At 69.2% G+C, this 18,193-nt stretch carries 17 protein-coding genes; 8 read left to right on the forward strand and 9 right to left on the reverse strand.

The window, feature by feature from the left end:
• The 3 genes from OHB41_RS46290 to OHB41_RS46300 are packed head-to-tail and all read right to left on the reverse strand — an operon-like array spanning position 1 to position 2,795.
• The gene (locus tag OHB41_RS46290; RefSeq protein WP_266707799.1) at positions 1-1,200 is read right to left on the reverse strand and encodes a cytochrome P450; all 1,200 of its coding nucleotides are present in this window, start codon (positions 1,198-1,200) and stop codon (positions 1-3) included.
• A gap of 31 nt (positions 1,201-1,231) precedes the next feature.
• Positions 1,232-2,596: an NAD(P)/FAD-dependent oxidoreductase gene (locus tag OHB41_RS46295; RefSeq protein ID WP_266707801.1), complete on the reverse strand. Its 1,365-nt coding sequence runs from the start codon at positions 2,594-2,596 to the stop codon at positions 1,232-1,234.
• Positions 2,586-2,795 (reverse strand): ferredoxin, encoded by a 210-nt coding sequence (locus tag OHB41_RS46300; RefSeq protein WP_266707803.1) that lies wholly within the window; start codon positions 2,793-2,795, stop codon positions 2,586-2,588. The genes OHB41_RS46295 and OHB41_RS46300 overlap by 11 nt, the downstream gene beginning before the upstream one ends.
• A 509-nt stretch (positions 2,796-3,304) precedes the next feature.
• On the opposite strand from OHB41_RS46300, the gene OHB41_RS46305 reads away from it, so the two are divergent.
• The 6 genes from OHB41_RS46305 to OHB41_RS46330 all read left to right on the forward strand — a co-directional run bounded on the left by OHB41_RS46305 (position 3,305) and on the right by OHB41_RS46330 (position 7,105).
• On the forward strand, positions 3,305-3,559 hold the full coding sequence (locus OHB41_RS46305) for a hypothetical protein (protein WP_266707805.1): 255 nt from the start codon (positions 3,305-3,307) through the stop codon (positions 3,557-3,559).
• A 27-nt stretch (positions 3,560-3,586) separates the two neighbouring features.
• Positions 3,587-4,006 (forward strand): SsgA family sporulation/cell division regulator, encoded by a 420-nt coding sequence (locus OHB41_RS46310; RefSeq protein WP_266707807.1) that lies wholly within the window; start codon positions 3,587-3,589, stop codon positions 4,004-4,006.
• A gap of 70 nt (positions 4,007-4,076) precedes the next feature.
• On the forward strand, positions 4,077-4,406 hold the full coding sequence (locus OHB41_RS46315) for an NIPSNAP family protein (protein ID WP_266707809.1): 330 nt from the start codon (positions 4,077-4,079) through the stop codon (positions 4,404-4,406).
• 146 nt (positions 4,407-4,552) lie between these two features.
• Complete coding sequence (locus OHB41_RS46320; RefSeq protein ID WP_266707811.1) at positions 4,553-5,305, forward strand: TetR/AcrR family transcriptional regulator; 753 nt, start codon at positions 4,553-4,555, stop codon at positions 5,303-5,305.
• Between the two features lie 52 nt (positions 5,306-5,357).
• The gene (locus tag OHB41_RS46325) at positions 5,358-6,080 is read left to right on the forward strand and encodes an alpha/beta fold hydrolase (protein WP_266707813.1); all 723 of its coding nucleotides are present in this window, start codon (positions 5,358-5,360) and stop codon (positions 6,078-6,080) included.
• A gap of 656 nt (positions 6,081-6,736) precedes the next feature.
• Complete coding sequence (locus OHB41_RS46330) at positions 6,737-7,105, forward strand: hypothetical protein (protein WP_266707815.1); 369 nt, start codon at positions 6,737-6,739, stop codon at positions 7,103-7,105.
• On the opposite strand, the gene OHB41_RS52810 is transcribed toward OHB41_RS46330, so the two are convergent.
• From OHB41_RS52810 to OHB41_RS46340, 4 genes are all read right to left on the reverse strand, one after another.
• Positions 7,078-7,773: a glycoside hydrolase family 15 protein gene (locus OHB41_RS52810; RefSeq protein WP_526025090.1), complete on the reverse strand. Its 696-nt coding sequence runs from the start codon at positions 7,771-7,773 to the stop codon at positions 7,078-7,080. The genes OHB41_RS46330 and OHB41_RS52810 overlap by 28 nt on opposite strands.
• A gap of 25 nt (positions 7,774-7,798) precedes the next feature.
• Positions 7,799-8,197, reverse strand: coding sequence for a glycoside hydrolase family 15 protein (locus OHB41_RS52815; RefSeq protein WP_526025110.1), 399 nt, complete (start codon positions 8,195-8,197; stop codon positions 7,799-7,801).
• A 126-nt stretch (positions 8,198-8,323) separates the two neighbouring features.
• Positions 8,324-8,755 (reverse strand): trehalase-like domain-containing protein, encoded by a 432-nt coding sequence (locus tag OHB41_RS52820; RefSeq protein WP_526025091.1) that lies wholly within the window; start codon positions 8,753-8,755, stop codon positions 8,324-8,326.
• Between the two features lie 122 nt (positions 8,756-8,877).
• Positions 8,878-9,534, reverse strand: a complete 657-nt coding sequence (locus OHB41_RS46340; protein ID WP_266707817.1) for a TetR/AcrR family transcriptional regulator — start codon at positions 9,532-9,534, stop codon at positions 8,878-8,880.
• Between the two features lie 862 nt (positions 9,535-10,396).
• On the opposite strand from OHB41_RS46340, the gene OHB41_RS46345 reads away from it, so the two are divergent.
• Positions 10,397-13,618 (forward strand): bifunctional cytochrome P450/NADPH--P450 reductase, encoded by a 3,222-nt coding sequence (locus OHB41_RS46345; protein ID WP_266707819.1) that lies wholly within the window; start codon positions 10,397-10,399, stop codon positions 13,616-13,618.
• Positions 13,619-13,750: 132 nt separating this feature from the next.
• Complete coding sequence (locus OHB41_RS46350) at positions 13,751-14,797, forward strand: zinc-binding dehydrogenase (RefSeq protein WP_266707821.1); 1,047 nt, start codon at positions 13,751-13,753, stop codon at positions 14,795-14,797.
• 355 nt (positions 14,798-15,152) lie between these two features.
• Here OHB41_RS46350 and OHB41_RS46355 read toward each other — a convergent pair whose 3' ends face one another.
• Positions 15,153-17,336: an ATP-binding SpoIIE family protein phosphatase gene (locus tag OHB41_RS46355; RefSeq protein WP_266707823.1), complete on the reverse strand. Its 2,184-nt coding sequence runs from the start codon at positions 17,334-17,336 to the stop codon at positions 15,153-15,155.
• Between the two features lie 186 nt (positions 17,337-17,522).
• Complete coding sequence (locus OHB41_RS46360) at positions 17,523-18,158, reverse strand: TetR/AcrR family transcriptional regulator (protein ID WP_266707825.1); 636 nt, start codon at positions 18,156-18,158, stop codon at positions 17,523-17,525.
• Positions 18,159-18,193 lie beyond the last annotated feature (35 nt).

Here is an 18,193-nt window from a genome sequence, read left to right on the forward strand (position 1 = left end):
TCAGAGTTGGATGGGCAGGTGGCGGGGGCCGCGCAGCATGGCGTTCTGCCGGTAGGGGGGCGGGTCCTGGACCAGGTGTGCCGTGCCGAGGTGGGGGATCAGCGCTCCGAGCGCGGCCTCGGCTTCGATACGGGCGAGTGGCGCGCCGAAGCACAGGTGGATACCGCTGCCGAAGCCGACGTGCTGGTTGTCCGGGCGGGTGGGGTCGAACCGGTCGGGTTCACTGAACCGCATCGGATCACGGCTGCCCGAGGCCAGCGCCAGGATGACGGACGTGCCGGCGGGGATCGTGGTGCCGGCGACGTCGATGTCGACGAGGGGAACCCGCTCGCGCATGTGGACCGGGGGCTCGTAGCGCAGCAGTTCCTCCACCGCTCGCGGCAGCAGGCCGGGGTCCTCGCGCAGACGGTCCAACTGGTCGGGCCGGCGCAACAGGGTGAGGACGCCGTTGGCGATCAGATTGACCGTGGTCTCGTGTCCGGCGATGAACAGCAGGATGGTGTTCGCCGCCAGGTCCTCCTCGCTGAGCCGTACGGCCGGGTCCGGTTCGTTGACGAGGTCGGAGAGCATGTCGCCGGTGGGCCGACCGCGGCGCAGTTCGGCGAGTTGGAGCAGGTACCGGCCCATCTCCTCCTGCGCCTGGCCGCCCGCCCGGTCCCGTTCGGCGGTGTCACCTTCGGGCCCGATGTCTGCGGACGCGACGAGGGTGTCGGTCCAGTCCTGGAAGAGCTGCTCGTCCTTGTCCGGGATGCCGAGCAGGCGGCAGATCACGGTCACGGGCAGTGGGTAGGCGAAGTCGTCGACGACGTCGATCTGCCTGCCCTCCTGGAACACTTCCGCCAGTTCCTTGGTCAGCTGGACGATCTCGCCGCGCATGGAGTCGACCCGGCCCGGACTGTGCGGCGGGCCGAACGGCCGCATGGCCGAGTTGCGCAGCCGGTGGTGCTCCGGGTCGTCGAGCCGCAGGAACGGCGGTTTTCGTGTCACCTCGTACGGAGCGGGAGCGGTGCGCGAGCGCGGATCGGCACTCATCCGTGGGTCGTGCAGCAGCGCGACGATCTCGTGGTAGGTGCCGATCAGGTAGCTGCCGTCCGCCTGCCGCACCGCGGGCCCCGCCTCGCGGAGTTCGGCGTACAGCGGGTAGGGGTCGGGGCGGTTGGCGTAGTCGGTGATCCGGGCCAGCAGAGTGTCGGAGTCCATGGTGGCTCCTCGTGGTGGGGCGGGACGTGGGTCAGCCGGGCTGCACCAGCGTCAGCCGGCGGTCCGGCAGATAACCGGTGAGCGCCACGGTGGGGCCGTGCGACAGCCCCTTCGGATCCGGCACGTCGGACGGAATCGGGACATCGGCTGCGATCGCACGGTCCGCCGCGCCGGGCGGGGGCGGAAAAGGCGCGGCCGTCTCGATCAGGTGACGGTAGTAGTCGAGCGACTTGGCCATGTCGACGGTGACCGCGGCGGTGACCCGCCCCTTGTAGCCGTAGACCATTGCCAGGCGGCGCGCCTCCAGGGAGCCTTGGGCGATGACCACGTGGTCGGAGTAGGTGGGGACGCCCACCGACTTGATGTTGAGCCCGAACTGGGTCGACCAGAACGACGGGATGGCCAGGTGAGGGCGCTGCAAGGGCCCGGGATTGACCATGTTGTGTGCCGCCACCTCGGCCTGCTCGACCGCGTTTCCCCAGTGTTCCAGGGAGAGCATCTGGTAGCCGAACAGCGGGTGGGGGAAGCGGGAGACGTCACCGGCCACGAAGACGTCGTCGGTGACAATCCCGTACATGTTGAAGGCCCGGCACCCGGCGTCGCAGGCGATCCCGCGCGGGCCCGCCGCGAGCCCGGACTCCGCCAGCCATTCGACGTTGCGTACAGCGCCCAGGGCGACGACGCAGACGTCGGCGTCGACGCGGCTGCCGTCGGACAGCTCCGCACCGGTGAAGCTGCCGTTCCCGCGCAGGGCGGTGACCGTCACCCCGGTGCGCAGGTCCACGCCGTGGTTGCGCTGCATGACAGCCGCGAGCTTCGACAGGGTGCCACCGAGCGCGCCCACCAGGGGTGCGGGGCCGCGTTCGGCGACCGTGACCTCCAGTCCCCGTTCCCGGCAGGCCGAGGCGATCTCCGAGCCCGTGAAGCCGCCGCCGATCACCAGCACGCGCTCCGGCCCCGCGGCCAGCCGCTGGGCCAGTCCCCCGGCGTCCTCGCGGGTGCGCAGGGTGAACACCCCCTCCAGGGCGGCTTCCTCCGGGTTGGGCCAGGGCCGCGCGCGGGTTCCGGTAGCGATCAGCAGCCGGTCGTACGGAAGTGACTCGCCGTCCTCCAGCAGCACCTGCTTCGCGAGCGGGTCCACCCCGGTGGCGCGCACGCCCAGCCGCCAGTCGGCGTCCGGGTCCTGGCGCATCGGCAGCCCGGTGGTGTCCGCCGCCGCTCGGCCGAGCAGCACCTGCTTGGACAGCGGCGGCCGGTCGTAGGGCGGGTGGGGCTCGTCTCCGACCACGGTCAGTGAGCCGGTGAAGCCCTCCTCCCGCAGCGCCTCCGCGGCCCTGAGCCCTGCCAGCGACGCGCCGACGATGACGATACGGCCGTCCTTGAGGTCACCGGGCACCGACGCTCACCTCCTCACCGAGGAGGATCGCCTGTACCGGGCACGCCGCCGCGGCCTGGCGTACGCGCTCGACCTGGTCGTCGGGGACTGCGGTGGCGTACAGCAGCCCCTCTTCCCCGTGCAACTCGAACACCTCCGGTGCGAGGAACACGCACTGCGCATAGCCCTGGCAGCGCGTGAGATCCACAACGGTCTGCATCCCCACCACTCCCTCCGGTGTCTCACCCCCTCGTTTCCAGCATGGGGCCGGACCCGGGCGCCCGCATGCCACGGCTCCGGAGACGGAAATCCAGGGCAGCTCGTCCCGCAGGGGCAAGGGCTCAGCCCAGGGCGTAGTCGAGTCCGAAGGCCGCACCGATGAGGGAACGGTGCACAAACGCCCGGGAGTGGCTGTCAAGTTGCTCGCCGGTGTGACTGATCTCCGCGGTGCAGAGCCCGAGATGGTCGGTTCAGGTGCGCATCTCCTCGAAGGGCAGGCGGACTTCGTCCAGGTGGCCGACGCGGTCTCGGCGAAGACATCGAGCTGTTCATGCCGCTGCCCGCCGGGCGGCCCATTTCCGCCGCCTCGACAGTTCCATACATCGTATGGTAATCCTGGAAGGGCAATTCCATACGCCGTATGGAAGGGTTTGCTCGGACCGCGCCAGGCGCCGCACATCGCCTGCGTGCAGCCATGGCGCAGATCACGCCAATCGGGAAGGAAAGACCATGAAGAAGCTCACGAGGCGCGTTGCCGTCACCGCTTTCTCCGTGGCGGTCGCGGGTGTCGCCGTTCTCGGGGCCGGGGGCACCGCTTCGGCCGCGACCTCTGCATCCGCGTACGTCCAACGCCCGGCCGCCAGCGTCACCGCCGGCGACTACCGCTGGGACCACGGTGTCGGCTACCTGCTCGAACTGGGCTACTCATGGGACGAGATCTATGGCTGGCACAACGACGGCCGGGATGAGATCAGCGGTTGCTGACCGCCGCCCAGGCAGGAGTGGAAATCGATGGAGTCTTTGAAGACCGTCACGCAGGGGATGGCCGTGCAGCTTGTCATCTCGCGCACCTACTCGCTGTCCATGCGCATGAGCCTGCAGTACGAGCCCACTGATCCCTACGTCGTCCGTGCCGTCTTTTTCACCGACACTGACGAGCCGGCCGAATGGGTCCTGGGGCGTGATCTTCTGGCCGATGGCCTGAGGGGTTCCGCAGGCTGTGGGGACATCCGGGTCTGGCCGGCCGTCGGCCGTGGTGACCAAGCGATGTACATCGTCCTCGGGGCTCCGGCGGGCACCGCCTTGCTCGAGGTTCCCGTGCAGGACGTCAGGACCTTCCTGGAGGACACGGAGGCGCTGGTGCCACGGGGTACCGAGTCCGGACACATCGACTGGGAGCCCGAACTGGCGAACTTGTTCGCGAAAGGCTGAGAGAAGCCTCCCAACCGCCGTGCCGCTGGGGACCTTTGTCCCGGCGGCGGAAGAGAAGGAAAGAGAGTTCATGCCCCAGTACCAGCTTCGTGTCTACGCACTGCGCAGCCCTCAGGCCCTCGTCGCCTACGAGAACATCTGGGCCAAGCACATTCCCGGTATGGCCAAGCACAGGATCACCACACACGGCGTCTGGACGGCGCCCGCAGCTCCCGGGAGTGAGTCGCCCCAGCTGTACGCCCTCGTTTCCTACCGGGACGCCGACGACGTTCAGGAGCGACTGGAGGCGTACCTGTCCAGCCCCGAATTCCGTGCGGACATGGAGGACTTCGACATCAGCCAGATCGCCGGCGTCGCCGAGTCCGTGCTGACGCCCACCGCCGACTCACCCTTGCGGTGACAGGCACCGAGCCGCTCGAAGTCTGCGGCGACCTTGGGAGTGATCGCCACCACGGGCGGCGAGTCCCCCTCACTGGCCTAAGGCTTGATAGCATACACCGTATGGAAAGAGTGAAGCGTACCCCTAGAGGTACTCGGAAGAGGGATGTGCCTCTGACCGAGGCAGGGATCTGCACCTCCGCCCTGCGGCTCATCGACGCGGACGGGGTCGAGGCGCTCACGATGCGCAAACTCGCCGCCGCGCTGGACGCGAACCCGATGTCGCTGTACCACCACGTGCCGAACAAGGAAGCATTGCTGCGTGGCGTGGCAGGAATGGTCGGCGCCCGGTTCCGCACCGTGACGCTGGAGGACGCTCCCTGGCAGGAGCGCATGCGCCTGCTTGCCACGGATTTCCGGACGTTGGCACACCGCCATCCCAACCTCATGGCCTACTCGTTCAGCCAGCCGGACTTCATCCAGCCCGAAGATCCCTTCTGGGTCGCGCTCACCGCCGTGCTGGACGCGGCAGGGGTTCCGCAGTCGGAGATCCCGCAGCTCGCCGCGCTCGTGTGCGCCGTCGTCATCGGCGTGATGATCGCCGAGCTCAACGGCGCGCTCCACCGGTGGTCGAACCTCCAGCCGACCACACCCGCCTCCGGCGAGGACGGGCCGACGAACGAGGGCTTTGGCGAGGACCGGATGTTCCGCCTGGTGCTGGACACGATCATCAGCGGCATGGAAAGTCGGCTCACGGCCGATCACGCCGGTGGGCGCGACGGTCAGCCCCCGCAGAACTCCCGGCGCGCCTCCAGACGTATCCCCCGTCAACTCCGACCACCGGCCGCGCTCTGCGAAGGAGAGTCCTCAGGGAATCCCGTCTCAGACATGGAGGCCGGTTTCGACCTGAAAGAGCAGTGAGGGCCGAAAGCCCAGACATGCTGTTTTTGTGTAGTGGTAAGGGAGTTCAGTCATGCCTGCAGTTCTGATCCACGGCGTCCCCGACACCCACCGTGTGTGGGACGGCGTGCGCCGACACCTGATCCGGAGCGACGTCGAGGCGTGGGATCTGCCCGGCTTCGGCATGCCCCGGCCGCGTGGCTTCGGCTCCACCAAAGAGGAGTACGTCCATTGGCTCATCGAACGGCTGGAGCAGGTGGGCGAGCCGGTGGACCTGGTCGGCCATGACTGGGGCTGCATCCTCACCGCGCGCGTCGCTTCCCTGCGGCCGGACCTCGTTCGTACGTGGGCCGGCAGTAGCGCTCCGGTCAGTGCTCAGTACGACTGGCATCCGCTGGCCAAGATCTGGCAGGACCCGGTCGAGGGCGACCGGTTCATGGACGAGCTTCACCCGGCGTCCTTCGCCAAGGACCTGGTGGAAAACTTCGATCTCCCGGCTGAGGTGGCCGCGGAGATGGTCCTGCGCGTAGACGGGACCATGAGGAACAGCATCCTCAAGCTGTACCGTTCCGCCGAGGCGGTGGGTGCGGAGTGGGAGCCGGAACTGGCGAACGTGTCTGCGCCGTCCTTGGTCTTCTGGGGGACGCTCGACCCCGCCTGTCCCGTCGAGTTCGCCGGAAAGCTCGGCGGAGCCGTGCGGGCGTCGCCCGTCGTGGAGCTGGACTGCAACCACTGGACGGTAGTCCAGAAGCCGGCCGAGGTCGCTGCGGCCTTGGAGACACACTGGACTGTATAACAAGGTGCCCGCCCTCGGGTTGTCGACTGGGGGCCGGCCTCGGTGTCGCTGACACCGAGGGGCCACTCAGGGGAACCACCTACTGACCGGCCCTTCATCTCGGCCATGGCAGGGACTGGACCTGCGCGCCGGTCACCGTAGGGGTGAATCGGCGGTGGGTGTCAGCGAGGTCTCGGCGACGTTCACGATCTGGCTCATGCCGAAGCCCTCCATGTCCGCCTTGAACTCGGGGATGGACAGACGCCATGCGTGGTGATCCGGCGCTTGGCCGGGCCCGGGATGTGCTTGGCCCAGATGGTCTCGTAGGCGGCGAGCGCCTCGGGGGTACGCGGTGTTGAGACGCGAAACTGGTACTGGGACATGAAGACTCGTTCCCCTTCCGGTTCTCTGAGTGGGTGTCATCGGTGACACGGGGCAGGGCGGCCGGACGCGAGCCCGGCCGCCGCCGACGAAAGACGAGTACGACCGAGCCATCGACGAACGCCTGCACAGCACCGGCGATCCCGCCGAGCGCCTCGCTGGGGGCGTGCGGCTCAGCGCACGCATGGCCGGCGCGTACTCGGAGATCCTCCGGATCCTGTGCCACAGCGAGCTCGGCCGCATGTGCGCCAGCCACGGACTGGCCACCCGCGCGAAGCGCGACATGGGGGCAGGGCATGGCCACGGGCCACTTCACCGTGGCCGACCCGGTCATCGCCCTGACGGTGGTCAACGGCGGCCTGCTGGCGCTCCTGGAACTGTGGTTCAACCGGCCGGAACCCCACATGGACCAGGCTGCACAGACCATGGCGGAGATGCTCCTGCACATGTTCGGCCTTTTCCCGCACGAGGCCCGCCTTGTGCGGGCGGGTCGGGTCGAACCGGTCGGGGTCGGGGAACCGCTTATCGTCCGGCACGGCCGTGACGTACAGCAGCCCCTCCTCGGCGCGCAGCTCGACATGAGGGCGGAACGGGAGGCTCCCACGGCGACTGATCGAGGAACGCCGCCGGTCGGTCGTCAGCCCAGGGCGCGGTCGAGGTTGTAGGCCGCGCTGATGAGGGCGAGGTGGGTGAATGCCTGCGGGAAGTTGCCCAGTTGCTCACCTGTGTGGCTGATCTCCTCGTCGTACAGGCCGACATGGTTGGCGTAGGTGAGCATCTTCTCGAAGGCCAGGCGGGCTTCGTCCAGTCGTCCGGCGCGGGTGAGGGCCTCGACGTACCAGAAGGAGCAGATGGAGAACGTGCCTTCGTCGCCTTCGAGGCCGTCGGGACTGGCCTCCGGGTCATAGCGCCAGACCAGGGAGTCGGAGACGAATTCGTTGCCGAGGGCATCGAGAGTGGACAGCCGGACGGGATCGGTGGGGGAGACGAACTTGGTCAGCGGCATCGTCAGCACCGATGCGTCCAGTACGTCGCCCTCCTCGTGCTGGACGAAGGCCTGCCTGGTGGGCGACCAGCCCTTGTCCATGATCTGCGAGTAGATCCGGTCCCGGACCGGACCCCAGCGGCCGAGTTCGGCGGGCAGGCTGCGGTGCAGGGCCATGCGGATGGCGCGTTCGATGGCCACCCAGCACATCAGCCGGGAGTAGAGGAACTTCTTCCGCCCACCGCGGGTCTCCCACACGTCCTCGTCCGGCTGGTCCCAGTGCTCGCAGACCCAGTCCACCAGCGCGCACACCGCGCGCCAGTGGCCACTGGAGAGGGCCGGCACCACTTGTCGTACAGGTACACGGAGTCGATCAGAGCGCCGTAGATATCGAGTTGCAGCTGGGTGGCCGCGCCGTTGCCGACCCGCACGGGCGCCGAGCCCCGGTAGCCCCCGAGGTGGGGCAGCTCGTGTGCGGGGAGCTCGGCCCGTCCGTCGATGCCGTACATGATCTGCAGCGGCCCGGACGGTCCGTCGTCGCGCCGGTCGATGTGCTGGTGAGGAAGCCAGTGAACGCCTCGGCCTTCTCGGCGAAGCCGAGTCTGAGCAGCGCATAGACGGCGAACGCGGAGTCGCGTATCCACGTGTAGCGGTAGTCCCAGTTGCGGCCGCCGCCGAGCTGCTCGGGCAGGCTCGTGGTCGGGGCCGCCACGATCGCACCGGTGGGGGCGTAGGTGAGCAGCTTCAGGGTGAGGGCGGAGCGGTGCACCATCTCCCGTCAGCGGCCGCGGTAGCGGGACTGCTGCAGCCAGTGCCGCCAGAAGGCGACCGTGGCGGTGAACTCCCGCTCGTCCTCGGCGTGCGGGCAGCCGCGCGGCGGAGTCTCGTCGGTGACCCGCTAGAGCGCGAAGACCGCCGTGTCGCCCTGGGACAGCGTGAACTCGGCCCGTACGTCCTTCCCGTCGGACTCCAGCGGCACCGTCGAGGTCAGCGTCGGCGACAGCGTCTCGGAAGCGAACAGGGCGGCGCCCTCCAACATCCGCAGGGTGTGCGGGTGGGCGCCGTAGCCGAGGGTGATCAGTACGTTGGTGTCGGGGAAGTAGAACTGTTTCGTGACGGCGGGCACGGCCGCGGACAGTTCGAACGCCCGTCCCAGGTCCGCGTCCAGGATGGCGGCGAACACGCTCGGGGAGTCGAAGGACGGGCAGCAGTACCAGTCGATGGTCCCGTCGGTACCCACCAGGGCCGCTGTGCGCAGGTCCCCGATCAAGCCGTGCTCGGCAATCGGCAGGTACCGGGCTGACGTGTGCTGTGTCGGCGCTCCGGACATCGCAGCGGCCTCTCTATGTTCCTGCCTCCACTATGGCCCTTCGCTGTCGCGGCGGCACCAGGCCGGCCCGGCGGGGACGCCGCCGGACCGCGCACCGCCCCACCAGAGCCGTATCGCTTCCGTCACACCCTGTCGCGGGCTCGTGCGACATGGTTCTCCACTCCGGCGACCGCGGCGTCCAGCGTGGAGTTGAACATAGTGTCGATCACGTCCTTGGAGGGCGGGGGCGCTTCTTCCTCGTTGAGGCCCGACGGTGCCGGCGGCAGAGTGGCCCACCGCTGCAGTGCCCCGTTCAGTTCGCTGAGTAGCAAACCTGTGAACACACCGACCAGGGTCGCGGCGACGCGCGGAATCTCCTCCTCGGGCAGTTTCGCGGTGGCCAGGATGTCGATCAGTGCCTGCCAGAAGGGGTCCTCCGGCTGCACGTAGTCGGGGCGTGTGAAGGAATACCCCATCAGTTTCGGGTGACGGTGCGACAGTTCGCGGAAGTCCCGGGCCAGTTCACGCAGTCGGTCCTGCCAGGGGATGTCTCCCCGCTCCTCCGCGCTGAACTGCGAACCGACCCGGTGGGCCACGCCGCGCAGCACGGCGTCCTTGTTCGGCACGTGGTGATACAGCGACATCGGGTTCGCATCTAGCGCGGCCGCGAGTTTGCGCATGGTGAGCTCCTCGACCCCGTCGGCGTCGATGAGCTGCAACGCCATGGCGTGGATGCCGTCCTTGGTGAGCGGTACGTCCCTCTTTCTCGTGCCCCGAGGGGGCTTCCGTTCAGTCGCCATACGGTGTACGGTACCAGCCTTCGCCAATGCGGAGGGCAGTGGCACCGTTTTCAGCCCCCCGTTCTTCCGGCTTCGCGGACAGTCCCGGACTGGTTGGCCTTGGTGGGCGACGAGGTCGCCAAGGCGCGCCTTGAACAGGAAAAGGCTCGACTGGAAGCTGCGCTCGAGGAGTGCGGCAAGACGCTCGAGCGGCGGCCTCAGCGCACTGCCGCCTGACGCGTGCGGGCATAAACCAGGCAAGGCGTGTCGGCCGTCCCCCTTCCCTGGTGTGCTCGCCTGCGGCAGCGGATCGCAGGTATGCCCTGCCGAGAAGACCCTCGCGAACCCGACTTGCCCGCTCTCACGGACTGACGCCGGACCGATCGAGCGCGGCACAGAGACGTAGAGGCGCCGCCACGACGCGGCACACGCGCCTGCTTCTCCGGCGCTGCCGTCAGCCACCGACGCGTATGGATGCAGACCCGACCGCCGCGATGCGTACTGACAGGCAGGGGGATTGGCTCCTCGCCGGGATGTCGGCGCGGCCGCCGTCGCGGACCGTAGACGTCCTCCGTGGGTCGCACCCACCTGGAGGAGCCCGGTCGAGCCGCCGACTGACGGCGACCGGTCTCGCCCCTCGCCCCCTCCAGCCGGGAGAGCGTTCGCAAGCGCCTGATCTTGATGCGACCCCGCTGCGACGAGCGACGCCGTCCCTGATGAGCCGAACGTTCCTGTTTCTCGACTCCGGGCCCGCCGATTGAATTTCCATACGTCGTATGGTACTACTGAAGGCATACAGCGTATGGAAACCGGGTGCTGCCGTACCGGCGCCCCGCGACACCGCATGGCGCCCTGCCCGCCTTTCCCCTTGAAGGAGCCAGCCATGACCACACAGCCCGAGACCGACCTGCGGCCCATCCGTTCTCCGCGGGGGGTCCCGCTCTTCGGCCACACGCCGCAGATCCCCAGCACCAACCCAGTGGAGTACTTCGGCAAGCTGTCCAAGCAGTTCCCCGAGGGGCTCTACGGCATGGAGATCGCCGGCATCGAGCAGGTTTTCGTCTGGGACCCGGACCTGGTGGCCGAGGTCTGTGACGAGACGCGGTTCTTCAAGCAGATCGACAAGACGCCGCTGGCCCATGTCCGGGACTATGCGGGAGCCGCCCTGTTCACGGCCCACCAGCACGAGGAGGAATGGGGCATGGCGCACCGAGTCCTCCTCCCGGCCTTCAGCCAGCGGGCGATGAAGGGCTACTTCGGGCAGATGCTGGAGATCGCCCAGAACCTGGCGGGCAAGTGGGAGCGCAAGGAGGGCCAGCCGGTCAACATCACCGACGACTACACCCGGCTGACCCTGGACACCATCGCCCTGACGGGGTTCGGTTACCGGTTCGACTCCTTCGCCAAGGAGGATCTGCACCCCTTCCTCAACGCGCTGCTGCAGGCCCTCATCGAGTCGCTGCGGCGCTCGCAGGAGCTGCCGATGATGACCAAGATGCGCAAGGCCGATGACAAGAAGTACCGCGAGAACATCCGGCTGATGCGGGACTTGGTCGAGAGTGTGATCAAGGAGCGTCGTGATGGGAAGGGCACCGGTGAGGACGACCTGCTGGGCCTGATGCTGGAGGCCACCGACCCGGAGACCGGCAAGGGGCTGGACGACGACAACGTCCGTGACCAGGTGCTGACGTTCCTGATCGCCGGTCACGAGACCACCAGTGGTCTGCTGTCGTTCGCCACGTACTCGCTGATGCGCAACCCGCACATCCTGGCCCAGGCCTACGCCGAGGTGGACCGGCTGCTGCCGGGTGACACGGTCCCGGACTACGACACGATCATGCAGATGGACGTGATCCCGCGGATCCTGGAGGAGACACTGCGCCTGTGGGCTCCCATCCCGATGATCGGCAAGTCCCCGCTGGAGGACACCGTCATCGGCGGCTGCTACGGGCTGAAGAAGGGAGCGCGGGTCAACATCCTTGAGGGTCCGCTGCACACCCACCCCAAGGCCTGGGACCGCCCGGAGGAGTTCGACATCAACCGGTGGCTGCCGGAGAACCGGGTCAACCACCACCCGCACGCCTACAAGCCGTTCGGCAACGGCGTGCGTGCCTGCATCGGCCGGCAGTTCGCGCTCACCGAGGCCCGTCTGGCCCTCGCGCTGGTGCTGCAGAAGTTCAAGTTCGCCGACACCAGCGACTACAAGATGGACGTCAAGGAGGCGCTGACGCGCAAGCCCGGCGGCTTCGAACTGAAGGTGCGGGCCCGTCAGGAGCACGAGCGGACCGTGTTCGGCGCAGTGGACCTGCAGAGGGACGACACGCGGGAGCAGGCCGCGGTCAGCGGTGTCGGGGTGAACCTGACCGTCGCCTACGGCTCCAGCCTTGGCTCGTGCGAGGACCTGGCGCGCACCATCGCCGACCGTGGCGAGCGCTCCGGATTCGGCACCACCCTGGTCGGCCTGGACGAGCTGGGCGACAACCTGCCCACCGAGGGCCTGCTCGTCGTCGTGGCCTCCAGCTACAACGGCAAGGCCCCGGACAACGCGCAGCGTTTCGACGACCTGCTCGCCGCCGGCCTGCCGGAGGGCTCGCTGTCCAACGTGCGGTTCGCGCTGCTGGGCGCCGGCAACACCCAGTGGGTGGCCACCTACCAGGGCTTCCCCAAGCGGATCGAGGCAGGCCTGCTGGCCGCCGGCGCCACCCGCGTCATCGAGCGCGGCATCGCGGACGCCGCCGGTGACTTCGACGGCATGGCCTCCCGCTGGATGGACACCCTGTGGGCCACCCTGGCCGAGGAGTACGCCGCCGACACCTCCCAGGCCAGCGGCCCGCGCTTCGAGGTGCAGTTGCTGACCGAGGCGGAGGTGCGTCCCGCGATCGTCTCCGAGCAGGCCTACCCCCTCACCGTGGTCGCCAACGAGGAGCTGGTCAGCGACGCGACCGGGCTGTGGGACTTCAGCATCGAGCCGCCTCGCCCGGCCGCGAAGTCCATCACCGTCGAACTCCCCGACGGTGTCACCTATGACACCGGCAACCACCTGGCCGTCTTCGCCAAGAACGAGCCGCAGCTGGTCAACCGCGCCCTCGCGCGGCTCGGCGTCGACCGCGACCAGGTCCTGCGCCTGGACCAGCCGGCCGGCGGCCGCACCCACCTGCCGGTGGGCACTCCCGTCACCGCGGGCCTGCTGTTCACCGAGTTCGTTGAGCTGCAGGACGTGGCCACCCGCTCCCAGATACAGACGCTGACCGGGTACACCGACTGCCCATGGACCCGGCCGCAGCTGGAGGCCTACACGGCCGACACCGCCGAGGCCGAGGAGCGCTACCAGACCGAGGTCCTGGGCAAGCGCGTCTCCGTGCTCAACCTGCTGGATCGCTTCCCCGCGGTCGAACTGCCGCTGGCGGTCTTCCTGGAGATGACGGGCCCGATCCGCCCGCGGTTCTACTCCATCTCCTCCGCCCCGCTGGCCAACCCCCGGCACGTGCGCCTGACCGTCGGACTGCTGGAAGGCCCGGCCCTGTCCGGCGACGGCCGGTACCGCGGCACCTGCTCCTCCTACATCGCAGGCCTCGAGCCCGGAGACATCTTCTACGGCTACGTGCGCGTGCCCTCCCCCACCTTCGCCCCGCCGGCCGACCCGGCCACGCCGCTGATCCTCATCGGTCCCGGCACCGGCATCGCACCGCTGCGCGGCTTCCTCGAGGAGCGGGCCTGGCAGCACGCGAACGGTACGCAGGTAGGCCTGTCGCAGGTCTTCGTCGGCTGCCGCCACCCTGAGCACGACTACTTCTACCGGGACGAGATGGAGATGTGGGCGCTGTCCGGCATCGCCCACGTCCACACCGCCTTCTCCGCGGTGACCGGACACCCGGCCCGGTTCGTCCAGGACGCCATCGCAGGCGCCGCCGACACCGTGTGGCAAGCCATCCAGAACGGCGCGTACATCTACGTCTGCGGCGATGGCCGCCGCATGGCACCCGCTGTGCGTGAGGCGCTCGCCGCCATCTACCGCAAGCACACCGGCAGCGACGACGAGACCGCCCAGCAGTGGCTCGCCCAGCTCGAAGCCGACGAGCGCTACCAGCAGGACGTCTTCGCCTGACCCCCAGACGCCGGGAGGGTGCGGCGGTCCTGACACCCCGCACCCATCCCGGCCACCACTCACCCGCGAGGCACTACATGGCACCCATCGGCCCGAACCGCCGGGAGTGCCGCTCACAGAAAGCAGAGCACCATGGACACCATGCTCGCCGGACGCTTCCACCTGGACAGCAAGAAGTTCGCCGTGGAGGAGGTCCCCGTCCCCGTGCCCGGCCCGGGCGAGGTCCTCATCGAGGTCAAAGCCGCAGGCGTCTGCCTCTCAGACGTCCACCTCATCGACGGCTCCCTCGTCCCCCTGTTCGCCACCTCCGACACGGTCACTGTCGGCCACGAGGTCTCCGGTGTGATCCACACCCTTGGCCCCGACCTCCAGCGCGGCCTGACCGTCGGCACCCGCGTCACCCTGGAGGCCGGCAAGACCTGCGGCCAGTGCGCCGGCTGCGTCCGCCGCCGCCCCTGCACCCAGATGCGCACCGCCGGCATCGACTACGACGGCGGCTGGGCCCAGTACACCGTCGCCCGTGAGGACACCCTCATCCCCATCCCCGACAACCTCCCCTTCGACCAGGCCGCGATCATCCCCGACGCGGTCTCCACCCCCTACGCCGCCGTCGTCACCACCGCGGGCGTACGCCCCGCCCAGTCCGTCGGCGTCTGGGGCGTGGGCGGAGTCGGCGCGCACAACGTACGCCTCGCCCGCCTGGCCGGCGCCGCACCGATCATCGCCGTCGACCCGCTGCCCAGCGCCCGCGAACGCGCCCTGGCCTTCGGCGCGGACTTCGCCCTCGACCCGGCTGCCGACGACTTCGCCGACCAGGTGCGCGCGGCCACCGCCGGACGCGGCCTCGACTTCGCCTTCGACTGCGCCGGCGTGCCCGCCGTCCGCGAGCAGGCCGCCGCCGCACTCGGCCTGGGCGGCTCCCTCATCCTGGTCGGCATCAGCCCCAGGCCCCTCACCATCACCGAGGGCCTGACCTTCAACTACCTGGGCAAGCAGGTGCGCGGCCACTACGGCGGCAGCCCCGAGTCCGTCACCGAGCTGGTCCGCCTCGCCGAGGTCGGCCGTCTCGACCTGGCCCCCTCCATTACCGGCCACCTCCCGCTCGCCGAGGCCGCTGCCGCGGTCAACCGGCTGGAGAACAAGATCGGCGATCCGATCCGCCTCATCCTCGTCCCCTGACAACTGAACAGAAAGTTCATCAAGACCACCTCGGGCAGGGGTGAGTGGGCGCCGGTGCTTGAGGGAGCACCGGCGCCCGCGGCTTTCCGGTATCCGGGTCTGGGGCACACCGACTCCGGGGCAGGTGTAGTCGGGCAGGGCGAGCCGGGTGGTACCTCTGCGGGGAACGCACCGATGTACGGGCTGCTGCGGGAGGAACGGAAGGCGAGGTCTCCCGGTGAGCGCCACTCCGAAGTGAAGAATCAGGTGACTCCTTGTCCGCGTTCAGGCGTACACCGGCTGGTGCTGCATCGTCGGCCAGTCGAAGCCGCCGAGGAACCTCGCGATCGTCTCGGCGGGCCGGGCGAGATGGTGCTCATACGGCCCCCGGAATACTTTCCGCCTCCACCGCTGCCGCTCCCGCGAAGAGCTCCGGCGCACCCAGGGCGCACTCCGCCCAGACCGTCTTGCCACCACGGGCATGACGCGTTCCCCAGTGCTCGGTGAGTTGGGCGACGAGGAACAGACCTCGCCCGCCCTCGTCGAAGGCACGTGCCCGGCGCAGGTGCGGAGTCGTGCTGCCGGCATCCGCGACCTCGCACATGAGGGTGCGATCGTGGATGAGACGCAGCTGGATGGGAGGCCGGCCGTAACGGATGGCGTTGGTGACCAGTTCGCTGACGACAAGTTCCGCGGTGAAGTCCAGTTCCTCCAGTCCCCAGGTGGTCAGCTGCTCGGCAACGCTCGCTCTGACCCGGGCGACCTCGGCCGGGTCGGGGTCCACGTCCCACGTGGCGACCTGACAGTCCCCGAGGGCGTGGGTGCGGGCCAGGAGGAGTGCCACGTCGTCGCACGGTCGGTCTGCGGGCAGGAGCGCTTCGAGGAGAGCGTCGCAGCTCGCCTCCAAGGAGGCGGAGGACTGCGCGAGGGCCTGGCACAGTCGGGTGAGGCCCGCCTCGATGTCGTGGTCGAGGGCCTCGATCAGGCCGTCGGTGCAGAGGGCGATGAGGCTGCCCTCGGGCAGGTCGATCTCCGCCGTCTCGAACGGCAGGCCGCCCAGCCCGAGTGGCGGGCCGACGGGCAGCTCGATGATGTCGGCGGTTCCGTCCCGGGTCACCACCACGGGCGGCACGTGCCCCGCGGTGGCGAGGGTGCAGCAGCCGGCGACGGGATCGTACACGGCGTACAGGCAGGTGGCCCCGATGTCACCCGTGGCTTCGGGGTCCGTCTCGGCGGTCGCTTCGGAAGAGACTTCGGCGGACAGACGGATGACGACGTCGTCCAGGTGGGTAAGGAGTTCGTCGGGTGGCAGATCGATGTCGGCGAGGGTGCGTACGGCGGTCCGCAGCCGACCCATGGTGGCGGCGGCCCGGATGCCGTGGCCGACCACGTCGCCCACCACGAGTGCGACCCTGGCACCGGAGAGCGGGATGACGTCGTACCAGTCGCCGCCCACGCCGAGCTGGGAGGCGGCGGGCAGATAGCGGGAGGCAACGTCCACGGCGGACTGCTCGGGTGTACCGCGCGGGAGCAGACTGCGCTGGAGGGCAAGGGCGGTGTCGCGCGCGTGCGTATAGCGGCGGGCGTTGTCGACGGCCACCGCAGCCCTGGCCGCGATCTCCTGGGCGAGGAGCAGGTCCTCGTCCCCGTACGCGTCGTGGTCGTGGTGTCGGAAGAACTGAGCGACACCCAGCGTGGTGCCCCGGGCGCACAGTGGCACCAGCAGCATGGATGCGGATGCGCCGCGGTGGTGCCGTGAGGGCTGGCCGGTGACCAGGGCGCGAGCCTGCGGTGATCCGTCCGGATACCTGTGGAGTTGCTGCGGCGGAATCAGCGGTTCCCCGTAGCTCGCCCCGGCGTAACCGTCCGTTACCGACCGCTGGGCGACCCGGCGGACCACGAGTGTGCCCATCGCGGGAGGCTCGTCCCCGGAAGACGTGTCGAGGAGGTCGACGGTGACGGCATCGGCGAAGCACTCACATGCCAAGTCCGCCAACTCCTGGGCGGTGCGGGCGATGTCCAGGGTCGTTCCGACGCGTACGCTCGCCTCGTTCACCACCGACAGCCGCCACTGAACCTGACGGTCCCGCTCGTCCTGGAAGGCCAGGACGCCCGTCTCCGATGTGCGGTCCGTGTACTCGGTCGCCAGTGCGATCAGCTTGCGGGTGGCCACACTGATCGTCTCGGCATCGCTGGTGAGCCGGGGCAGCTCTTCGAGCAGCCGGTCGAGGATGAGGCCCTGGGCGAGCCGGACGGCGCGCAGCAGCGCTGTGACCGGCTTCCCGTGCTGAGCCAGCCGACGCGCGCGCTCAGCGTCGGCAGCCGGCGGATCGATCCGCCTTGGCTCGATGCCGTGTTCGACGCCCTGCTCGATGCCGACGAGCAGGGCGGCCACATGCTCAGCGACGTTGTCACCCGTCATCCGCGCGAGGCCCGGTTCGTCCCACAGCTCGGGGACCTCGCGCCGAAGGCATTGCACTACGTCGTGGATCAGCTCGTCCGCTCGCGGGCTGAGTTCATGCGCGGCACGGGACAGAAGACTGTCCGCGGTGGAGTCCACTCTGTCGACGTTACGCCGCCCTGGTGGACTGCGAAGCCTCAGCCGGCCGCATCTGGCTGCGCGGTGGCCGGGAGGGAATCGGTCTCACGGGCTGGTCGAGGACGAGGGTCCGCGCGGCCACCGGCGGACGGAGTGCCGTCCACGGCTTTCCGGTGGCCCCGGGGCGTGGCGCAGCAGGCGCTCGGGTCAACCGAGGTCGGGCAGCGGCCGCCGGGTCAGCTGGTGGGCGTCGTCCGGCGGGACGCCCAGCATGCGCAGGACCATCTCGGCCAAGTCCGAGGCGGCTTCGTCGCCGTCGAGGCCCGGGCGGGCCAGCCGCAGCGCCACGAGGGACATCAGGGTGCCCCCCACGGCGGACAAGGCGGTCGTCGCGTTGCGGCAGGTGAAGCGGCCCGAGGCGATGCCGTTCTCCAGGTCACGCAGGGCTCGCGGGGCGAGGCCGCGGTCGGCGTGGATGTAGGCCAGACCGCGGTCACGCAGGATCCGCATGATCTCAGGGTGGGAGTCCGCCATCCGGGCGGTGAGCCGGAAGCCCGCAGCGACGAGCTCGGCCGGGTCGTCGATTCCTCGCACGCGCTCGTCTATGACCTGCCCGAACTCGTCCAGGGCGTCTGTCACCGCGGCGTCGAACAGCTCCGTCTTGGACTCGAAGTGGTTGTAGAACGAGCCGAAACCGACGTCCGCGCGCTCGGCGATGGCCTGGATGCTGGCGCTGGTGTCCCCGGTCTCCGCGAGGATCTGCCGGGCCGCACGGACGAGCGCCTGGCGGGTCTCGGCACGGCGCCGTTCGAAGCGGTTCTTGGGCGGGGCTGACGTCGGCATACGGCGAGTGTAACAACCGTCGCGATGAGTCTGCC

Source organism: Streptomyces sp. NBC_01571, from assembly GCF_026339875.1.
In the GTDB taxonomy this organism is placed as follows: Bacteria; Actinomycetota; Actinomycetes; order Streptomycetales; family Streptomycetaceae; genus Streptomyces.

Bases quoted from the DNA above. Each gene is read 5' to 3' on its own strand.
- OHB41_RS46290 (WP_266707799.1), bottom strand. From the start codon at position 1,200: ATGGACTCCGACACTCTGCTGGCCCGGATCACCGACTACGCCAACCGC.
- OHB41_RS46300 (WP_266707803.1), bottom strand. From the start codon at position 2,795: ATGCAGACCGTTGTGGATCTCACGCGCTGCCAGGGCTATGCGCAGTGC.
- OHB41_RS46305 (WP_266707805.1), top strand. From the start codon at position 3,305: ATGAAGAAGCTCACGAGGCGCGTTGCCGTCACCGCTTTCTCCGTGGCG.
- OHB41_RS46310 (WP_266707807.1), top strand. From the start codon at position 3,587: ATGGAGTCTTTGAAGACCGTCACGCAGGGGATGGCCGTGCAGCTTGTC.
- OHB41_RS46315 (WP_266707809.1), top strand. From the start codon at position 4,077: ATGCCCCAGTACCAGCTTCGTGTCTACGCACTGCGCAGCCCTCAGGCC.
- OHB41_RS46325 (WP_266707813.1), top strand. From the start codon at position 5,358: ATGCCTGCAGTTCTGATCCACGGCGTCCCCGACACCCACCGTGTGTGG.
- OHB41_RS46330 (WP_266707815.1), top strand. From the start codon at position 6,737: ATGGCCACGGGCCACTTCACCGTGGCCGACCCGGTCATCGCCCTGACG.
- OHB41_RS52815 (WP_526025110.1), bottom strand. From the start codon at position 8,197: ATGGTGCACCGCTCCGCCCTCACCCTGAAGCTGCTCACCTACGCCCCC.
- OHB41_RS52820 (WP_526025091.1), bottom strand. From the start codon at position 8,755: ATGTCCGGAGCGCCGACACAGCACACGTCAGCCCGGTACCTGCCGATT.
- OHB41_RS46340 (WP_266707817.1), bottom strand. From the start codon at position 9,534: ATGGCGACTGAACGGAAGCCCCCTCGGGGCACGAGAAAGAGGGACGTA.
- OHB41_RS46345 (WP_266707819.1), top strand. From the start codon at position 10,397: ATGACCACACAGCCCGAGACCGACCTGCGGCCCATCCGTTCTCCGCGG.
- OHB41_RS46350 (WP_266707821.1), top strand. From the start codon at position 13,751: ATGGACACCATGCTCGCCGGACGCTTCCACCTGGACAGCAAGAAGTTC.
- OHB41_RS46360 (WP_266707825.1), bottom strand. From the start codon at position 18,158: ATGCCGACGTCAGCCCCGCCCAAGAACCGCTTCGAACGGCGCCGTGCC.